This is a genomic window from Brevundimonas viscosa (genome assembly GCF_900116065.1).
Classification (GTDB): Bacteria; Pseudomonadota; Alphaproteobacteria; order Caulobacterales; family Caulobacteraceae; genus Brevundimonas; species Brevundimonas viscosa.
Genome location: NZ_FOZV01000001.1, coordinates 87,981 through 102,489 on the forward strand (window position 1 = coordinate 87,981; position 14,509 = coordinate 102,489).

The 14,509-nt window shown below is 72.2% G+C and carries 16 protein-coding genes; 2 read left to right on the forward strand and 14 right to left on the reverse strand.

The annotated features are described in order from the left end of the window. Window positions 1-4 precede the first annotated feature (4 nt). The 5 genes from hmgA to BM333_RS00390 all read right to left on the reverse strand — a co-directional run bounded on the left by hmgA (window position 5) and on the right by BM333_RS00390 (window position 4,469). Entirely contained in the window at window positions 5-1,303 is a 1,299-nt protein-coding gene (gene hmgA / locus BM333_RS00370; RefSeq protein ID WP_092306151.1) for a homogentisate 1,2-dioxygenase, read from the reverse strand. A gap of 192 nt (window positions 1,304-1,495) precedes the next feature. Then, window positions 1,496-2,614, reverse strand: coding sequence for an acyl-CoA dehydrogenase family protein (locus BM333_RS00375; protein WP_092306152.1), 1,119 nt, complete (start codon window positions 2,612-2,614; stop codon window positions 1,496-1,498). Between the two features lie 3 nt (window positions 2,615-2,617). Continuing rightward, on the reverse strand, window positions 2,618-2,908 hold the full coding sequence (locus tag BM333_RS00380; protein WP_092306153.1) for a hypothetical protein: 291 nt from the start codon (window positions 2,906-2,908) through the stop codon (window positions 2,618-2,620). Window position 2,909: 1 nt separating this feature from the next. Then, window positions 2,910-4,094 carry an acyl-CoA dehydrogenase family protein gene (locus tag BM333_RS00385; protein WP_092306154.1) on the reverse strand — a complete coding sequence of 395 codons (1,185 nt, stop codon included), beginning with the start codon at window positions 4,092-4,094 and terminating at the stop codon, window positions 2,910-2,912. A 120-nt stretch (window positions 4,095-4,214) separates the two neighbouring features. Further along, window positions 4,215-4,469, reverse strand: coding sequence for an Lrp/AsnC family transcriptional regulator (locus BM333_RS00390; protein ID WP_092307529.1), 255 nt, complete (start codon window positions 4,467-4,469; stop codon window positions 4,215-4,217). A 46-nt stretch (window positions 4,470-4,515) separates the two neighbouring features. Between BM333_RS00390 and BM333_RS00395 the strand changes: the two genes are divergently transcribed. Further along, window positions 4,516-5,319 (forward strand): alpha/beta hydrolase, encoded by an 804-nt coding sequence (locus tag BM333_RS00395; protein WP_245777096.1) that lies wholly within the window; start codon window positions 4,516-4,518, stop codon window positions 5,317-5,319. Between the two features lie 57 nt (window positions 5,320-5,376). On the opposite strand, the gene BM333_RS00400 is transcribed toward BM333_RS00395, so the two are convergent. From BM333_RS00400 to BM333_RS00410, 3 genes are read right to left on the reverse strand one after another with little or no spacing between them, the layout of a single operon-like run. Then, complete coding sequence (locus BM333_RS00400) at window positions 5,377-5,688, reverse strand: hypothetical protein (RefSeq protein WP_177221766.1); 312 nt, start codon at window positions 5,686-5,688, stop codon at window positions 5,377-5,379. Window positions 5,689-5,724: 36 nt separating this feature from the next. After that, window positions 5,725-6,285 (reverse strand): hypothetical protein, encoded by a 561-nt coding sequence (locus BM333_RS00405; RefSeq protein ID WP_218151398.1) that lies wholly within the window; start codon window positions 6,283-6,285, stop codon window positions 5,725-5,727. Further along, entirely contained in the window at window positions 6,282-6,647 is a 366-nt protein-coding gene (locus BM333_RS00410) for a hypothetical protein (RefSeq protein ID WP_092306156.1), read from the reverse strand. Before BM333_RS00410 ends, BM333_RS00405 begins: the two co-directional genes overlap by 4 nt. A 119-nt stretch (window positions 6,648-6,766) precedes the next feature. Between BM333_RS00410 and BM333_RS00415 the strand changes: the two genes are divergently transcribed. Beyond that, window positions 6,767-7,438 (forward strand): bifunctional 4-hydroxy-2-oxoglutarate aldolase/2-dehydro-3-deoxy-phosphogluconate aldolase, encoded by a 672-nt coding sequence (locus tag BM333_RS00415; RefSeq protein WP_092306157.1) that lies wholly within the window; start codon window positions 6,767-6,769, stop codon window positions 7,436-7,438. A gap of 174 nt (window positions 7,439-7,612) precedes the next feature. On the opposite strand, the gene BM333_RS00420 is transcribed toward BM333_RS00415, so the two are convergent. The 6 genes from BM333_RS00420 to cuyB form a co-directional block, all read right to left on the reverse strand. Further along, window positions 7,613-10,474 carry a M16 family metallopeptidase gene (locus tag BM333_RS00420; protein WP_092306158.1) on the reverse strand — a complete coding sequence of 954 codons (2,862 nt, stop codon included), beginning with the start codon at window positions 10,472-10,474 and terminating at the stop codon, window positions 7,613-7,615. A 70-nt stretch (window positions 10,475-10,544) separates the two neighbouring features. Beyond that, entirely contained in the window at window positions 10,545-11,393 is an 849-nt protein-coding gene (locus tag BM333_RS00425; RefSeq protein ID WP_092306159.1) for a ribokinase, read from the reverse strand. A 16-nt stretch (window positions 11,394-11,409) separates the two neighbouring features. Further along, entirely contained in the window at window positions 11,410-11,937 is a 528-nt protein-coding gene (locus tag BM333_RS00430; protein ID WP_245777097.1) for a pyridoxamine 5'-phosphate oxidase family protein, read from the reverse strand. Window positions 11,938-12,029: 92 nt separating this feature from the next. Beyond that, a complete protein-coding gene (locus BM333_RS00435) occupies window positions 12,030-12,689 on the reverse strand; it encodes an OmpW/AlkL family protein (RefSeq protein ID WP_092306160.1) in 660 nt (219 codons plus the stop codon). A 122-nt stretch (window positions 12,690-12,811) separates the two neighbouring features. Continuing rightward, window positions 12,812-13,762: a nucleoside hydrolase gene (locus BM333_RS00440; protein WP_092306161.1), complete on the reverse strand. Its 951-nt coding sequence runs from the start codon at window positions 13,760-13,762 to the stop codon at window positions 12,812-12,814. A gap of 37 nt (window positions 13,763-13,799) precedes the next feature. Next, a complete protein-coding gene (cuyB, locus tag BM333_RS00445; protein ID WP_092306162.1) occupies window positions 13,800-14,462 on the reverse strand; it encodes a cysteate racemase in 663 nt (220 codons plus the stop codon). Window positions 14,463-14,509 lie beyond the last annotated feature (47 nt).

Here is a 14,509-nt window from a genome sequence, read left to right on the forward strand (position 1 = left end):
CGCCTCATCCGATCCGTCCCTTCTCGAACCCGGTCCACACGTCGTCGTAGTCCAGCTGCATGGTCGGGCTGGTCTGCGCCCATTCGGTGGTGCGGATCGGCATCCGGCTCTCGAACATGAAGGCCAGGGTGTTCTCGATCTTCACCGGCTTCAGGTCCGCCTTCACCGCCTTGTCGTAGCTGGCCTGGTCCGGGCCGTGGCCGCTCATGCAGTTGTGCAGGCTGGCGCCGCCCGGGGCGAAGCCGCCCTCCTTGGCGTCGTACTCGCCGAACACCAGCCCCATGAACTCGCTCATCACATTGCGGTGGAACCACGGCGGCCGGAAGGTGTCCTCGGCCACCATCCAGCGCGGCGGGAAGATGACGAAGTCGCAGTTGGCCGTGCCGGCCGTCTCCGAGGGCGAGGTCAGGACGGTGAAGATCGAAGGGTCCGGGTGGTCGAAGCTGACCGTGCCCATCGTGTTGAACTTCGCCGTGTCATACCTGTAGGGCGCGAGGTTGCCGTGCCAGCCGACCACGTCCAGCGGGCTGTGCGCGAAGGTCGTGGTCCACAGCCGGCCGCCGAATTTCTGCACGCACTCGGTCGGGCGATCCAGATCTTCGAACCAGGCCGTCGGCGTCTCGAAGTCGCGCGGATTGGCCAGGCCGTTGGCCCCGATCGGGCCGAGGTCCGGGATGCGGAAGATGGCCCCGTAGTTCTCGCAGACATAGCCGCGGATCTCGCCTTCGCACTCGACCCGGAAACGCACCCCGCGCGGGATCACGACGATCTCGCCCGGCCGCGCGTCGAGCCGTCCCATCTCCGTGACAAAGACCTGTTGTCCCGCCTGCGGGACGATAAGCAATTCCCCGTCCGCGCAGTAGAACACCCGGTCGATCATCGAGCGGTTGGCCGCATACAGGTGGATGCCGATCCCCCCCGCCGCGTCCGGATCGCCGTTGCCGCCGTAGGTGACGAGCCCCTCGACCCAGTCGGTCGGTTCGGACGGCATGGGCAGCGGGTCCCAGCGCATGCGGTTCGGCGACGGCGGCGCATCGACGAACGGCCCGGAGCGCACCTTGCCCTGGGCGAAGGGCTGGTAGGCCGGGTGCTGGGCCGAGGGCCGCAGCCGGTACAGCCAGCTCCGACGGTTCTCGCTGCGCGGCGCCGTGAACGCCGTGCCCGACAGCTGCTCGGCGTACAGGCCGAGCCTGTGCCGCTGCGGCGAGTTCCGCCCCTCCGGCAGCGCCCCCTCGACCGCCTCGGTCGAGAAGTGATTGCCGAACCCCGGCAGGTACCCAGGCGCGTTGGCTCGCGTCGTCATGTGCGTTTTCTCCCTGCTCCCGACTTAACCCTTCTCCCCTTGCGGGAGAAGGTGGCCGAGCGAAGCGAGGTCGGATGAGGGGTCGCACCGGCGGCGACTGCCGGCGCTCGCATCCAAATTCGACGCGCCTGCGCGACCCCTCATCCGTCAGCCTTCGGCTGACACCTTCTCCCGCAAGGGAGAAGGGAAGAGCTAGAAACCGTGGCTTCTCGCCACCCGCTCCTGGTGGAACCCCGCATCCCCCAGCAGCTCGTTCAGCACCCGCACCCGCTTCATGAACAGGCCGACGTCGAACTCGTCGGTCATGCCAACGCCGCCGTGCATCTGCACCGCCTCCTGCACCGCCAGGTCGGCCACGCGTCCGGCCTTGGCCTTGGCCACGGAAACCGCGAACGCCGCGTCCTCGCGTCCCGAATCCAGCGCCTGCAGCGCGCCCAGCGCGGCCGCCTTCGCGATCTCCAGCTCGGTGAACAGGTGCGCCGCGCGGTGCTGCAGGGCCTGGAACTCGCCGATGAACTTTCCGAACTGCTGCCGCGTGCGCAGGTACTCGAGGGTGATCCGGAAGGCCTCGTCCCCGGCCCCGGTCAGGGACGCGGCTGCGCAGGCCCGGCCGAGGTTCAGCGCCCTCTCCAGCCGCGCCTCGCCGTCCTCCAGCGACCCGATCAGGTCTTCCGCGTCGACCTCGACATTCTCCAGCATCACCCGCGCCGCATTGTGCGCATCGACCATCACCGTGCGCTCGACCCCGACCCCCGCCGTCTTCGGATCGACCAGAAACAGGCCGACCCCCTCGTCGGTCCGCGCCGCCACGATCAGGGCGTCGGCGACATGGCCGTCCAGCACCATGGCCTTGGCCCCGGTCAGCCGGAACCCGTTGCCCGACCGCTCGGCCGACGCGGCGATCCGCGCCGGCGCGTGCTTGGCGCCCTCGTCGACGGCCAGCGAGACGATCGCCTCCCCGGACGCGATCTTCGGCAACCACGCCGCCTGTTGCGCCTCAGAGCCGCCCTTCAGCACCGTCGCCGCCAGCACCGACGAACCCAGGAACGGCGACGGCGTCAGCGTCCGCCCCAGCGCCTCGGCCACCACCCCGGCCTCGACCGCGCCCAGCCCCGAGCCGCCGCGCGCCTCCGGGATGACCACGCCGGCGAAGCCCATCTCCCCGAACGCCCGCCACAGCTCGCGCGACACCCCGTCCGGGTCGCGGCTGTCGCGCAGTTTCCGCAGATGCGCGATCGGCGCCTTCTCGTTCAGGAAGCCGTCCGCGGCCTCCTTCAGCATGGTCTGCTCTTCGGTCAGGATCAGGGGCATGGGTCAGATCTGTCTGGAGAGAAGGGACGAGGCGCCCCAGTGGAGCGCCTGATAGAGAGGAGCCGCCAGAAGCGTGGCGGCGACGAGCCAGCGCCGGCGCCTGACCACCCCGATCAGCACCCCGATCGGGAGGGCGATCAGGGGTGCGAGAAAGAAGATCTGGGCGCCCAGGCTGTAGTCCTCCCAGCGCGTTCCGAAGCCCATGGGCGTGGCCATGATCCAGGCGACGAACAGGCTGGCGGGCCAGAGCACCGCCGCCAGCACGATGAGACCCGTCTGCCCGGCCGGTTTCACGTCACGCTCCCGGCAGGCGCAGCAGGTGTTTGGCGATGATGTTGAGCTGGATCTCGCTGGTCCCGCCCTCGATGGAGTTGGCCTTGGTTCTCAGCCAGTCGCGCGCGATGGCCCCGTCGCGCGAGCGCTCGCCCTCCCACTCCAGGGCGTCGATGCCGCCCGCCGCCATCAGCAGCTCGTGGCGTCGCTTGTTCAACTCCGAGCCGTAGTATTTCAACATCGAGGCCAGGGCCGGGTGCGCCTGCCCCGCCTTGTGCAGATCGCCGGTCCGCTCCAGCGCCAGCTTGAACGCCGCCGCGTCCGTCTCCAGCTCGGCGATCCGCGCCCGCAGCATCGGCTCGTCCAGCCGTCCGTCGGCGTCCACCCCGATCGCGTCCGCCGCCACCTGCCCCAACGGCCGGCCGCTCATATGCTCGCCCATGGCCCCGATCATGGTCCGTTCGTGCGCCAGCAGGGCCTTGGCCACGTCCCAGCCGCGGTTCAGCGTCCCGACCAGGTTCGCCTTCTCGACCCGCACATTGTCGAAGAAGGTCTCGCAGAACGGGCTCTTGCCAGAGATCAGGGTGATCGGCCGGGTGCTCACCCCCGGCGTCGCCATGTCGAACAGCACGAAGGAGATGCCCAGATGCTTGGGCGCTTCCGGGTCGGTGCGCACCAGGCAGAAGATCCAGTCGGCCTTGTCGGCGTAGGACGTCCACACCTTCTGGCCGTTGACGATCCAGTGGTCGCCGCGATCCTCGGCCCGGGTCTGGATCGAGGCCAGGTCCGACCCCGCCCCCGGCTCGGAATAGCCCTGGCACCAGCGAATCTCGCCGCGCACGATCGGCGGCAGAAATTCCTGCTTCTGTTCTTCGGTCCCGAACTGCAGCAGGGCCGGCCCCAGCATCCAGACGCCGAAGCTGTTCAGCGCCGGCTGGGCCTTGATCCGCCGCAGCTCAGAGGCCAGCACCTTGGCCTCCTCGCGGCTCAGCCCGCCGCCGCCGTATTCTTTCGGCCACTCCGGCGCGGTCCAGCCCCTCGCCCCCATCCGCTCCAGCCAAAGCCGGTGATCGTCGCTGGCGAACTCCGCCCTGCGCCCGCCCCAGATCATGTCGGACTCGGACCGCATCGGTCCGCGCACCCCGGCCGGGCAGTTCGCCTCCAGCCAGTCCCGCGTCTCGGCGCGGAAGGTCTCCAGATCGCTCATCGTCGCCTCCGTGGCGGCGACGTTAGCAGCGATTCAGCGGTGACGTAGCGTCAGGGTCTCCTCCCCGTTGCGCAGCAATGGGGAGGGGGACCGCGAAGCGGTGGAGGGGCTGTCGGCCGCCTACCGCGAAGGCAGGAACGGCGAGAAGGTGATGACGGTGAAGGTATCGCGGATATGCGGCCGCGTCTGCACCGAGCGCGTCACGAAGGTGCCGATGTCCATCTCCTTCGGCAGCTGGAACTTGGCCAGCAGGTCGTACTGCCCAGAGGTCGAATAGACCTCCGACACGTGCTCGACATTGTCGACCATGTCCGCCGCCACGTCGTTGGCGTGCCCCAGCTCGCATTTGATGAAGACGAAGATGGCGGTCATCATGGCTGGGCGGTCCTCCGGGTCTGGAGGTGGTCTAGCGGATGGCGACGTGACAGGCGAGATCGACCTCGAGGCCGAATACAACAACCGCGCCCGCGTCCCGGACCACCCGGCGGTGATGCAGCGCTGGCGCGAGGCCGCCGAGGCCGCCCGCGCCGCCCGGCCGCCGGAGACGGTCGCCTACGGCCCCGGCCCGCGCGAGGTCATGGACATCTTCTCCGCCGGGCCCGACGCCCCTGTGGCCGTCTTCCTCCACGGCGGCTACTGGCAGGCGCTCGACAAGGACTGGTTCTCCGGCCTCGCCCCCGCCCTGCTGGCCCATGGCGTCAGCCTCGCGGTCCCGTCCTACGACCTCGCCCCCGCCGTTCGCCTCGGCCGCATCCTGTCCCAGGTCCGCGCCGCCGTGGACGCCGTTCGCGCCCGCACGGGCCGGCGCCCCGTCGTCTTCGGCCACTCCGCCGGAGGCCACATGGCGGCCTGCATGCTCAGCGAGGGCCGCGCCTCGGCCGCGGTGGCGATCAGCGGCGTCTTCGACCTCGGCCCCCTGATCCCCACCTCGCTCAATGACGCCCTTCGTCTGGACGAGTTGGAGGCCGCCGCCCTGTCGCCCGTCCACTGGCCGGTCCCGGACGGCTCCACCCCCGGCGGCACGACGCTGGACTGCCTCGTCGGCGCCGACGAGAGTCCCGAATTCCTGCGCCAGTCGCGGATGATGGCCGACCTCTGGGCGGCCCGCGGCGTCGACGCCCGCTTCGAGGCCCTGCCGGGCCTCAACCACTTCACCGTGCTGGATCCGCTGTTCGACGCGGACAGCGCCCTGGTGACGCGGATCGTCGAACTGGCCCGCGGCTGACGCGATAAGGGCCGGCTCCCGAGAACCGGCCCTTCCTCACACATCGACGGGAAGCGCTTACCGCGTCTCGGTGTTGCGCACCTCGACGCCGTCCTCGCCGGCGCGGACGGTGGTCTCCTCGGTGGTGGTGGCGTTGTCGATCGCTTCGCCGGTCTCGGCCGCCCCCTCGCGCATAGCCTCGCCCGTGGCGTCAGCCGCGTTGTCGACCGCCCGGCCGGCGTCAGCGGCCGCGTCCGCAGCGGCGTCGGTGGCGTTGGCGGCGGCGTTCTCGGCCTGCTCGCCGGCGCGATCGGCCTCGGGCTCGGTGCAGGCCGCCAGCGGCGCGGCCGCGAGGGCGGCGACCAGGGCCAGTCGGGTCAGGGTGTTCATCGCAGTCTCTCCTTAAAGGTTGAGGATGGGTGAGCCTTACTGGCGCGGCGGAATGGCCTGACCGGCCACGTCGCCGACCGTGCCGACGGTGTTGTCGACCACCCCGCCCGGCTGCAGCGTCGTATTGGCCACGCCGCCGACCGTATCGACGGTGTTGTCGACCGTGGTCAGCAGCCGCTCGAGGATCTCGGGATTGCGATCGATGGTGGTCAGGGTGCGGTCGATGATCTGGCGCACGTTGTCGAGCCGCACCTTGAGCAGCACCTGGGCCTCGACGCCCTTGATGGTGATCTTGACGTTGTCGATCGAGGCGTCGACCCCCGCGTTGAGTTGCAGCAGGTTGGCCAGCCGCGCTTCGAGATTCAGCCGCGCCTCGAGGTTCTCCACCTCGACGGTGATCTCCTCGACCTTCAGGTTGGGCACGTCCAGCAGTACGTCCGGCTCGCCCGACGGAATGCCCGCCTGCTGTTGCTGCTGCGGCTCCGCCGAAAGCGGCGCGACCGGCTGGACCTGCGGCGGCGGCGGCGTCTGGGCCGCGGCCGCTCCGGCGGCGAACAGCACGGCGGCGGCGACTCCGCCCGTCAGCAACAGCTTCATTCCGGTTCTCCCTGGATGGTTTCGGAAGTGGTTTCAGGTGGCGTCGCCCCGGCCTCCAGCCTCGCCTCCGGCCGCGATGCGGCGATCGTCGCCTCGCCGCGCAGCGTCCAGTCGACGTCGCGGAAGGTGCGTTGGCCGGGGATCGGCCGCGGCAGGCCCGTGGACAGGTTCTCCTCGACGATCGTCCCGGCCGGTTCGCTCCACGCCCGCACCCGCACGCTGCCGACCTGGCGCCAGCGCACCGAGTCGGCGTGGGCCATGATCGCCAGGCTGAGGTCAGGCTCCGGGACGGGATCGGCCGGGGGCGTCTGCGGCGTCGCCTGGGCGGCGGCCAGCAAAAGTGACGACAAGGTGGCGATCATGGGGAGCAGAAAGCTTCACCCCCGCCCCGGTTCCGCCGTCCGCGTCACAGGGATTGAAGTTTCCGGCCCTTGACCCTGCCGGACCGAGAGAGGACTCAGGGGCGAACCCGGAGCCCCCCATGCGCCACGACCGCCTCGCCGTCCTCACCGCCCTCGAGAGCCAGGGCGCGGTCCCGGTCTTCTACCATGCGGACCCCGAGGTCTGCCTGAACGTCATCCGCGCCTGCGCCCGCGGCGGGGCCCGGGCCGTCGAGTTCACCAACCGCGGCGACTTCGCCGTCGACCTGTTCGGCGAGCTCGCCCGCGAACTGCAGAAGACCGACCCGGACGTCATCCTGGGCATCGGTTCGGTGGTCGACGCCGGCACCGCCGCCCTCTACCTCAACCGCGGCGCCCGCTTCGTGGTCAGCGCCGGCCTGATCGACGAGGTCGCCCGCGTCTGCAACCGGCGCATGACCGCCTACTTCCCCGGCTGCGGCTCGGTGGCCGAGATCGGCCGCGCCCACGAGCTGGGCTGCGAGATCGTCAAGCTGTTCCCCGGCGCCAGCGTCGGCGGCCCCGACTTCGTCAAGGCCGTGCTCGGCCCGATGCCCTGGACCAAGATCATGCCCACCGGCGGCGTCGACCCCGACGAGGCCTCGATCGCGAAATGGTTCGGCGCCGGCATCGTCGCCGCCGGCATGGGCTCGAAGCTCATCACCGACGCGGCGGTGAAGGCCGGCGACTGGGCCGCGATCGAGGCGCAGGTCAAGCAGACCGTCGAGGCGATCCGGAGCTTCCGGGGGCGGTAGGCCGGTCGCAGACCTCCCTTCTCCCTCGGGGGAGAAGGTGGGCGCCGGAGGCGCTCGGACGAGGGGGCTCTGTCCGCCGCGACGCCGGGAGGCGATGAGCCTCGCGCTGGCATCCCCCTCATCCGTCTCGCTCCGCGAGACACCTTCTCCCCCGAAGGGGAGAAGGAAGCAGAACTACTCCGCGCGCACCTGCATCAGCCCCAGCGTCGGGCTCTCCAGATCCAGCTCCGCCGCCGGGATCACCACCGCGTCCGGATGCGCGGCCCGCAGATCGTCGATGAACAGGTCGGCCTGGCCGACCACCACCACGATGGCGTCCTCCGCGCTGACGATGCCCGCCGCCGCCCGCAGGCTCTCCGGCGTGGTCGCGGCGATCCGGTCCGGATAGGCCTCGATCTCCGACAGCGGCAGACCGTTCACCACCGCGTCAGCCAGCTGGCCGCCCAGTCCGCCGGTGGTCTCCAGGGCGCGCTGGAAGCCCCCGGTGATGAAGGTCTCCCGGTCGGTGACCGCCTGCTCGTCGACCGGCTCGCGCGCCAGCCGGTCGAACTCGGCCAGCACCAGGCCGACCACCTCGGCGGCGCTCTCGTTCTTGGTCTGGGTGGAGGCGACCAGCGTCCCGCCCTCGGCCCGCGCAGCCAGCGAGGAATAGGCCCCGTAGCTCAGGCCGCGCCTGGCCCGGATCTCCTGGAACAGCCGCCCGTTCTGCCCCGAGCCCATGACGGCGTTGGCCACCGCCAGCGGGTAGTAGGCCTCGTCGGCGCGACGCGGGCCGCGCACCGCCGCCGTCACCGCCGCCTGCCCGGCGCCGGGCAGGTCGACCACCACCACGCGCGGCCCCGTCGGCGTTCCGGCCCGCTCGCCGACCGTCGGCTTCGGCGTCGCCGGCCGCGCCCAGCCGCCCAGCACCTGCTCGGCCCAGGCGAAGGCCGCCTCCGGCTCCATACCGCCGGTGACGATCACCGTCGCGTTGTCCGGCCGCCACCAGCGGCGATGGAAGTCGACGATCTCCTCGCGGGTGATCGCCGCCACCGAGTCGGGCGTGCCCGAGGTCGGCGCGCCGTAGGGGGCGGCGCCGTAGACCAGCCGGTTCAGCACCGCCGCCGCCAGCGGGCCCGGCTGACGGAAGTTCACCCTGAGCGCATTCACCATCTGGGTGCGGCTGCGCGCCACCTCGGCGTCGGCGAAGTCCGGCCGCCGGACCACGTCGGCTAGCACGGCCCCGACCTCGGCCGCGGAGGCGACCGGGGCCGAGACGAACATCTGGGTGGCGTCCGCCCCCGCCCCGCCGCCGATGTTGGCGCCCAGCGCCTCCAGCGTCCGCGCGATCTCCGGCGCCGAGCGGCCGCCCGCCCCCTGGCTGGCCAGCGCGGCGGTCATCGTCGCCAGCCCGGCCCGATCGGCCGGATCGGCCGCCGCCCCGGCGCCCAGCACCAGCTGGGCGTTCATGATCGGCAGGTCGGTCGACTTCGCCACGATCACCCTCAGCCCGTTCGGCAGGGTGCGCTCCGCCACCGCCGGGGTGACCGCCTCCCGCGCCGCCCCCAGCGGCGGCGGGGCCATGCGCTGGCCCTCGGGCAGCAGTTCGTTCGCCGGCAGCACCGCCGGCGGAACGGTCAGGAAGGCCGGGACGGGGGCCGGGTTGCGCCAGCTGTCCTCGGGCACGCCCTCGGGTCGCGCGCTTTCGTCCTGGTAGCGCACCGACACGCGGGCCTGTTCGTCGAGGTACTGCCGCGCCACCCGCTGCACGTCCGCGGCCGTGACCCGCTGCACCGCCGCCAGCCGTTCGTCGGCAGCGCGCGGGTCGTTCTGCGACACGATCGACTGGCCGAGGATGAAGGCGCGCCCCGAGGCTGTCTCGCGCTGGCGCAGGGCGGAGGCGACGATCTCGGTCTTCGCCTCATTCAGTTCGGCCGCCGTCACCGGCGCGCTGCGCACCCGCTCCAGCTCCGCGTTCAGCGCCGCCTCCACGTCCGGAATGGTCTTGCCCTGGGCGACCGTGGCGCTGACGGTGACGACCCCGTCCTCCTCCATGTCGTTCAGGCCGAAGCCGGCGTTGGCGGCCAGCTGGCTTTCGTAGACCAGGGCCTGGTACAGGCGCGAGCTCTCGCCGCGCGACATGATCGCCTGCAGCACGTCCAGCGCCGGCGCGTCGGGATGGTCCGCCGCCACGCCGGGGAAGATCGCCGCCACCGCCGGCAGCGGCACGTTCGGGGCGTAGGCCTCGACCAGACGCGGCTGCGTCCGCGGCGTCTCCACCGGGCGTTCGAACACCGGCGTCGGCCGGTCCGGATTGCGGATGTCGGCGAAATACTGGTCGACCCAGCGGTCCAGCTGCGCCGGATCGAAATTGCCCGACACGATCATCGTGGCGTTGGCCGGGCGGTAGTAGGCCTCGTGGAAGGCGCGGGCGTCCTCGATGCGCGCCGAATTCAGCTCCTCCAGCGAGCCGATCACGCTGCGCCGGTAGATGCTCTCGTCGAAGCTGTTGTCGCCGATGACGAAGCGCTGCAGCCGGCCGTACGGCGGCGCGTAGACGCGCTGGCGCAGCTCCTCCTGGACGATCGAGCGCTCGGTGTCGAAAACCTCCTGGTCCACCACCGGCCGCGCCATGCGCTCGGCGTGGGTCCACAGCATGGTCTCCAGATACTGCGGCGGCACCGTCTCGTAGTAGTTGGTGAAGTCCTGTCCGGTGGAGGCGTTGCGGGTCCCGCCCGCGTTCTCGACCAGGGTCGAGATCTGGCCGTAGGGCAGGTTGACCGTCTTGCGGCTGAGGATGTGCTCGAACAGGTGCGCGAAGCCCGAGCGGCCCTGCGGGTCGTCCTTGCCGCCGACGTCGTACCACAGGGTGACGGTGACCGTGCCGGCGCCCGGGTCCGGCATGGCGTAGACGTCCAGCCCGTTGGCCAGTTCGCGGTGGGTGAACTCCAGCGGCGGGACGGCGATCGACGCCGCCTCCTGCGCGGCGATGGGCGCGGCGGCCATCGGCGCCAGGACGAGGAGCGAGGCGCCCACAAGGGCGGCGGTGCGGGTCATGGCGGTAGTCCCCCGGGACGATGATCGGAACAGGACTGGAACCCTGCCAGTCGCCTTCCCCCCTCCCAAGTTACGACCCTGTAATGATGGCCTCCACTTCGGCCCGCGTCGGCAGCGAGGGCTGGGCCCCCGGCCGCGTCGCCGCCAGCGCCCCGGCGCCGCAGGCGAAACGCAGCGCCGTCTCCGGCTCCATCCCCTCCAGCAGGGCCACGGTGATGGCGCCGACGAAGGCGTCGCCGGCCCCGGTCGCGTCCACCGCCCGCACGTGCGGCGGCCTGGCCTCGGCGACGAGGGCTCCGCCCTCGTACAGGGCCGCGCCCCGGGCGCCCCGCGTGACCACCACCCGACCGCCGCCGTGGTGCAGCGCCTCGCCATAGAAGGCGGCCTCGCCCTCGTTGACCACGATCAGGTCGGCCCGCCGCAGCAACAGGTCGGAGACCGGCTGGGCCGGAGCCAGGTTGACGCAGACGAAGTCCGTCGCCCGGCCGACCGCCGCCTCAACCGTCCCGATCGGCAGCTCCAGCTGCAGGATCAGCGGCCCCTCCAGACGCTGCGGCAGCTGCTCCGGCCCGACGCGATGGTTGGCGCCGGCCGCCACCACGATCTGGTTCTCGCCGTGCGGCTCCACCGCGATCAGGGCCACCCCGGTCGGCGCCTCGGCGTCCACCGCCACGCCCGTCAGGTCGACGTCGTCGGCCACCAGCAGGGCCATGGCCTCCTCGGCCATGGCGTCGCGCCCGACCCGCCCGATCAGGCGGACCTCCGCCCCAAGCCGCTGCGCCGCCAGCGCCTGGTTGGCGCCCTTGCCGCCCGGATGCCGCGCCAGGGTCGCGCCGGTGACGGTCTCCCCCGCCCGCGGCAGCTTGGGCGCGGCGGCGACGAAGTCCAGGTTGATCGAGCCGACGACGGTGATCTTCAAGGGGCGCGCTCCGGCGTCAGAACAGGGCCGAGACGCCGCGACCGGCGCCCGGGTCCGGATCCGGCGCGCCGCCCGCCCCGATGGAATAGGTCTGCGCCCGGCTGCGGCCGTCGATCACCGCCACGGGCGCGATGATCTCCGGGGCCAGCCGCATCACCGCCACCGAGGCCCCGCCGGGACAGAAGGCGCCCGCCTCGGGATAGCGTTCGAACACCATGCGGTTCAGCCGCTCGACCTCGGCCGGATCGGTCACCTCGACGGCGCGGCCGGCGATCGACACGCCGACCGTGTCCGCCTGCGCCCCCTCGGCCCGGATCGCCGCCGACACGCGCGGATCGGCCTGCAGATTGGCGTATTTCTGGCTGTCGCGGGCGATCACGAAATACAGCATCAGCCCGTCGTTGACGTAGCCGACGGTGGTCACCTGCGGCCAGCCGTCCGGCCGGTTCACGCCCAGCGCCATCAGCCGCGCCGAGCCGAGCAGCTCGGCCACCGCCGCCACCGCCCCGCCGTGGATCGGCGGCGTCTCGTTCGCTTCGGTCATCGCGGCCTCCTCTTCTCGCCGGCCGCGGCGAACCGCGGCGCGGCCGGACGGGAATAATAGCCCCCGCCGCGGCCGCGCCGCCATCGCGGCCGTCAGAATTTCCGGCCGACGCCCAGCGACACCACCCACGGGTCGAGGCCGACGTCGGCCTCCAGCGCCCCGCCGTTGATCGTCGCCTCGGTGTCGAACCACACCCGCTTGACGTCGAGGTTCAGCGTCCACGGTCCGGTCAGGGCCACGTCGGCCCCGGCCTGCAGGGCGTAGCCGAAGCCGTCGTCCAGCTCGACCTCGAAGCCGTTTTTGTCCTCGCCCTCGAAGAAGACCATGTAGTTCACCCCCGCGCCGACGTAGGGGCTGACGCGCGCCTCCGGCATCGGCCGGTACTGCAGGGTCACCACCGGCGGCAGCACCCAGGTCTCGTGCACCGCCACGTCGGTGGCCCCGCCCTGGGCCCGGATCTCGTGCTGGCTGGCCCCGAGGATCGCCTCGACCGAGACATGGTCGGTCAGGAAGTAGGTGAAGCCCAGGGTCGGCACGACGCTGTCGCCGACATCGACGTCCAGGCCGCTGTCCGCTCCCGCCGCCGTCATGATCGAATCGTCGGCGTCGCTCGACACCTGCGTCACGCGCCCGGTCACGATCCAGTCGCCCTTGCGCGCCACGTCCCAACCAGCGTCCTGGGCCATGGCCCCGTTCGCGCCCGCCAGCGTCATCGCACCCGCGGCCGCCGCCAGCATCATCTTCTTCTTCATACTCGTCTTCCACGACGCCATCCCCCGCGACATGCGGCCGGTGCAGGCGTCGCGCGGCTCATCGGCTCCCCGCGGGGCCGCGGCCTTGCGCCAGCGCAAACCTTGGCCGTGCGCGTCGTGCGTCAGTTTGTCCGCGGCGCTCCGGCTACGGCGGCGGCGACCAGGTCGAACACCCCGTCGGCGTCCGCGCGCGTCGCCCAGCGGTGCGGCAGCTCCCCCGCCACGGCCTCGCGGAACTCCACCGCCGTGTGCCCGCGGGTCAGGTCGCTCTCCGTCTCCACCGCGATGCGGCACGGCGTCAGCCCGAACAGCGCCGGCCGGACCAGCCAGGCGACCGGACAGGGGTCGTGCACCGGCGGCGCGTTCCAGCCGACTATCTCGCGCTCGACCCGCTGCGAGAAGCGCATCATCGCCGCCGCCGTCGCCGCCGCCGGCGTCCCCGCCGCCGCCACCCGCGCGATCCGTTCGTCCGTCGCCCGCACCTGGTGGGTGACGTCCAGCCCGAACATCGCCACCTCGCAGCCGCTGGCTAGCACCTCCGCCGCCGCGTCGGGGTCGGCCCAGACGTTGAATTCGGCCGAGGCGGTGATGTTGCCGCCCTCCGACCGCGCGCCGCCCATCGCCGCCACCGGCCCCAGCCGCGCCGCCAGCGCGGGCTCCTTGCGCAGCGCCAGCGCCAGATTGGTCATCGGCCCCAGCACCGCCATCGCCACCGACCGCGCCGGCCGCTCCATGACCAGGTCGACGATGGCGTCGACCGCATGCCCGTCCGCGCAGCCGGCCTCCGGCTCGAACGGCTCGAGGTCGCCCAGCCCCTCCTCGCCGTGGAAGGCCCCCGCCCCGGCCGGTTCGCGCCGCAGCGGCCGCCCGGCCCCCGCGAACACCGGCACGTCCTCGCGGCCCGCGACCTGACGCAGGATCCGGGCGTTGCGGGCCGTCTTCTCCACCGGCACGTTGCCGCCCACGGCGGTGATCGCCAGCAGCTCCAGCGCCGGCGAGCCGAACGCCAGCACCAGCGCCACGGCGTCGTCCACGCCGGGGTCGCAGTCGATGATCAGGGCCTGTCTGTCCATCCGCCCTCACTGGCGCGCGCCGCGCCCGGCGGCAAGCTCAGGCGCAGTCCCGCACGCAGGCCGCGGCCAGCACCTCGGCCGAGTCGATCAGCGGAACCGCGACCTCCTCCGGCTCCAGCAGCAGGGGCACCTCGGTGCAGCCGCCGATGACCGTCTCCGCCCCGGCCGCGACCAGCCCCGCCGCCAGCCGGCGCATCTCCGCGCGCGGCCCGTCGCCCAGGTCGCCGGCCTTGAAGCCCAGCACCGCCGCCATGAAGGCGTGCTCGTCCGCCGTCTCCAGCGTCGCCGGCTCCACCCCGGCCCGCCCCAGGGCCTCGACATACAGCGCCGTCCCGCCCGGCGTGGCCAGCACGCCGATCCGTTTCGCCCCCGTCGCCCGCGCGGCCTTCACCGTCGCCTCGATCATACCGATGAACGGCAGGCCCGCCGCCCGGATCGCCTCGGCATGGGCGTGAGCCGTGTTGCACGGCATGGCCAGCACCCCGGCTCCCATGTCGCGCAGCCGCACGGCCATCTCGCCCAGCACCCGCCGCGCCCCCTGCGGGTCCGAATGCCGGTTGGGCACCTGCGGATTCAGGTCGACCAGCATGCGCACATGATCCTCGTCGCCGCGCGCCGGCGTCAGCGCCTGCACCCGCGCCATGAAGGCGGTCGTCGCCGCCGGCCCCATGCCGCCCAGCACCCCCAGAACCTTGCCCATCTTCACCTCGGGGACAGCAGCGCCTTGCCATTCGCGGCGCCTGCCGT

What these genes read in the sequence shown, in the direction of transcription:
- hmgA (WP_092306151.1), bottom strand. Translation starts at nt 1,303, where the DNA reads ATGACGACGCGAGCCAACGCGCCTGGGTACCTGCCGGGGTTCGGCAAT.
- BM333_RS00375 (WP_092306152.1), bottom strand. Translation starts at nt 2,614, where the DNA reads ATGCCCCTGATCCTGACCGAAGAGCAGACCATGCTGAAGGAGGCCGCG.
- BM333_RS00385 (WP_092306154.1), bottom strand. Translation starts at nt 4,094, where the DNA reads ATGAGCGATCTGGAGACCTTCCGCGCCGAGACGCGGGACTGGCTGGAG.
- BM333_RS00390 (WP_092307529.1), bottom strand. Translation starts at nt 4,469, where the DNA reads ATGATGACCGCCATCTTCGTCTTCATCAAATGCGAGCTGGGGCACGCC.
- BM333_RS00400 (WP_177221766.1), bottom strand. Translation starts at nt 5,688, where the DNA reads ATGAACACCCTGACCCGACTGGCCCTGGTCGCCGCCCTCGCGGCCGCG.
- BM333_RS00405 (WP_218151398.1), bottom strand. Translation starts at nt 6,285, where the DNA reads ATGAAGCTGTTGCTGACGGGCGGAGTCGCCGCCGCCGTGCTGTTCGCC.
- BM333_RS00410 (WP_092306156.1), bottom strand. Translation starts at nt 6,647, where the DNA reads ATGATCGCCACCTTGTCGTCACTTTTGCTGGCCGCCGCCCAGGCGACG.
- BM333_RS00415 (WP_092306157.1), top strand. Translation starts at nt 6,767, where the DNA reads ATGCGCCACGACCGCCTCGCCGTCCTCACCGCCCTCGAGAGCCAGGGC.
- BM333_RS00420 (WP_092306158.1), bottom strand. Translation starts at nt 10,474, where the DNA reads ATGACCCGCACCGCCGCCCTTGTGGGCGCCTCGCTCCTCGTCCTGGCG.
- BM333_RS00430 (WP_245777097.1), bottom strand. Translation starts at nt 11,937, where the DNA reads ATGACCGAAGCGAACGAGACGCCGCCGATCCACGGCGGGGCGGTGGCG.
- BM333_RS00435 (WP_092306160.1), bottom strand. Translation starts at nt 12,689, where the DNA reads ATGAAGAAGAAGATGATGCTGGCGGCGGCCGCGGGTGCGATGACGCTG.
- BM333_RS00440 (WP_092306161.1), bottom strand. Translation starts at nt 13,762, where the DNA reads ATGGACAGACAGGCCCTGATCATCGACTGCGACCCCGGCGTGGACGAC.
- cuyB (WP_092306162.1), bottom strand. Translation starts at nt 14,462, where the DNA reads ATGGGCAAGGTTCTGGGGGTGCTGGGCGGCATGGGGCCGGCGGCGACG.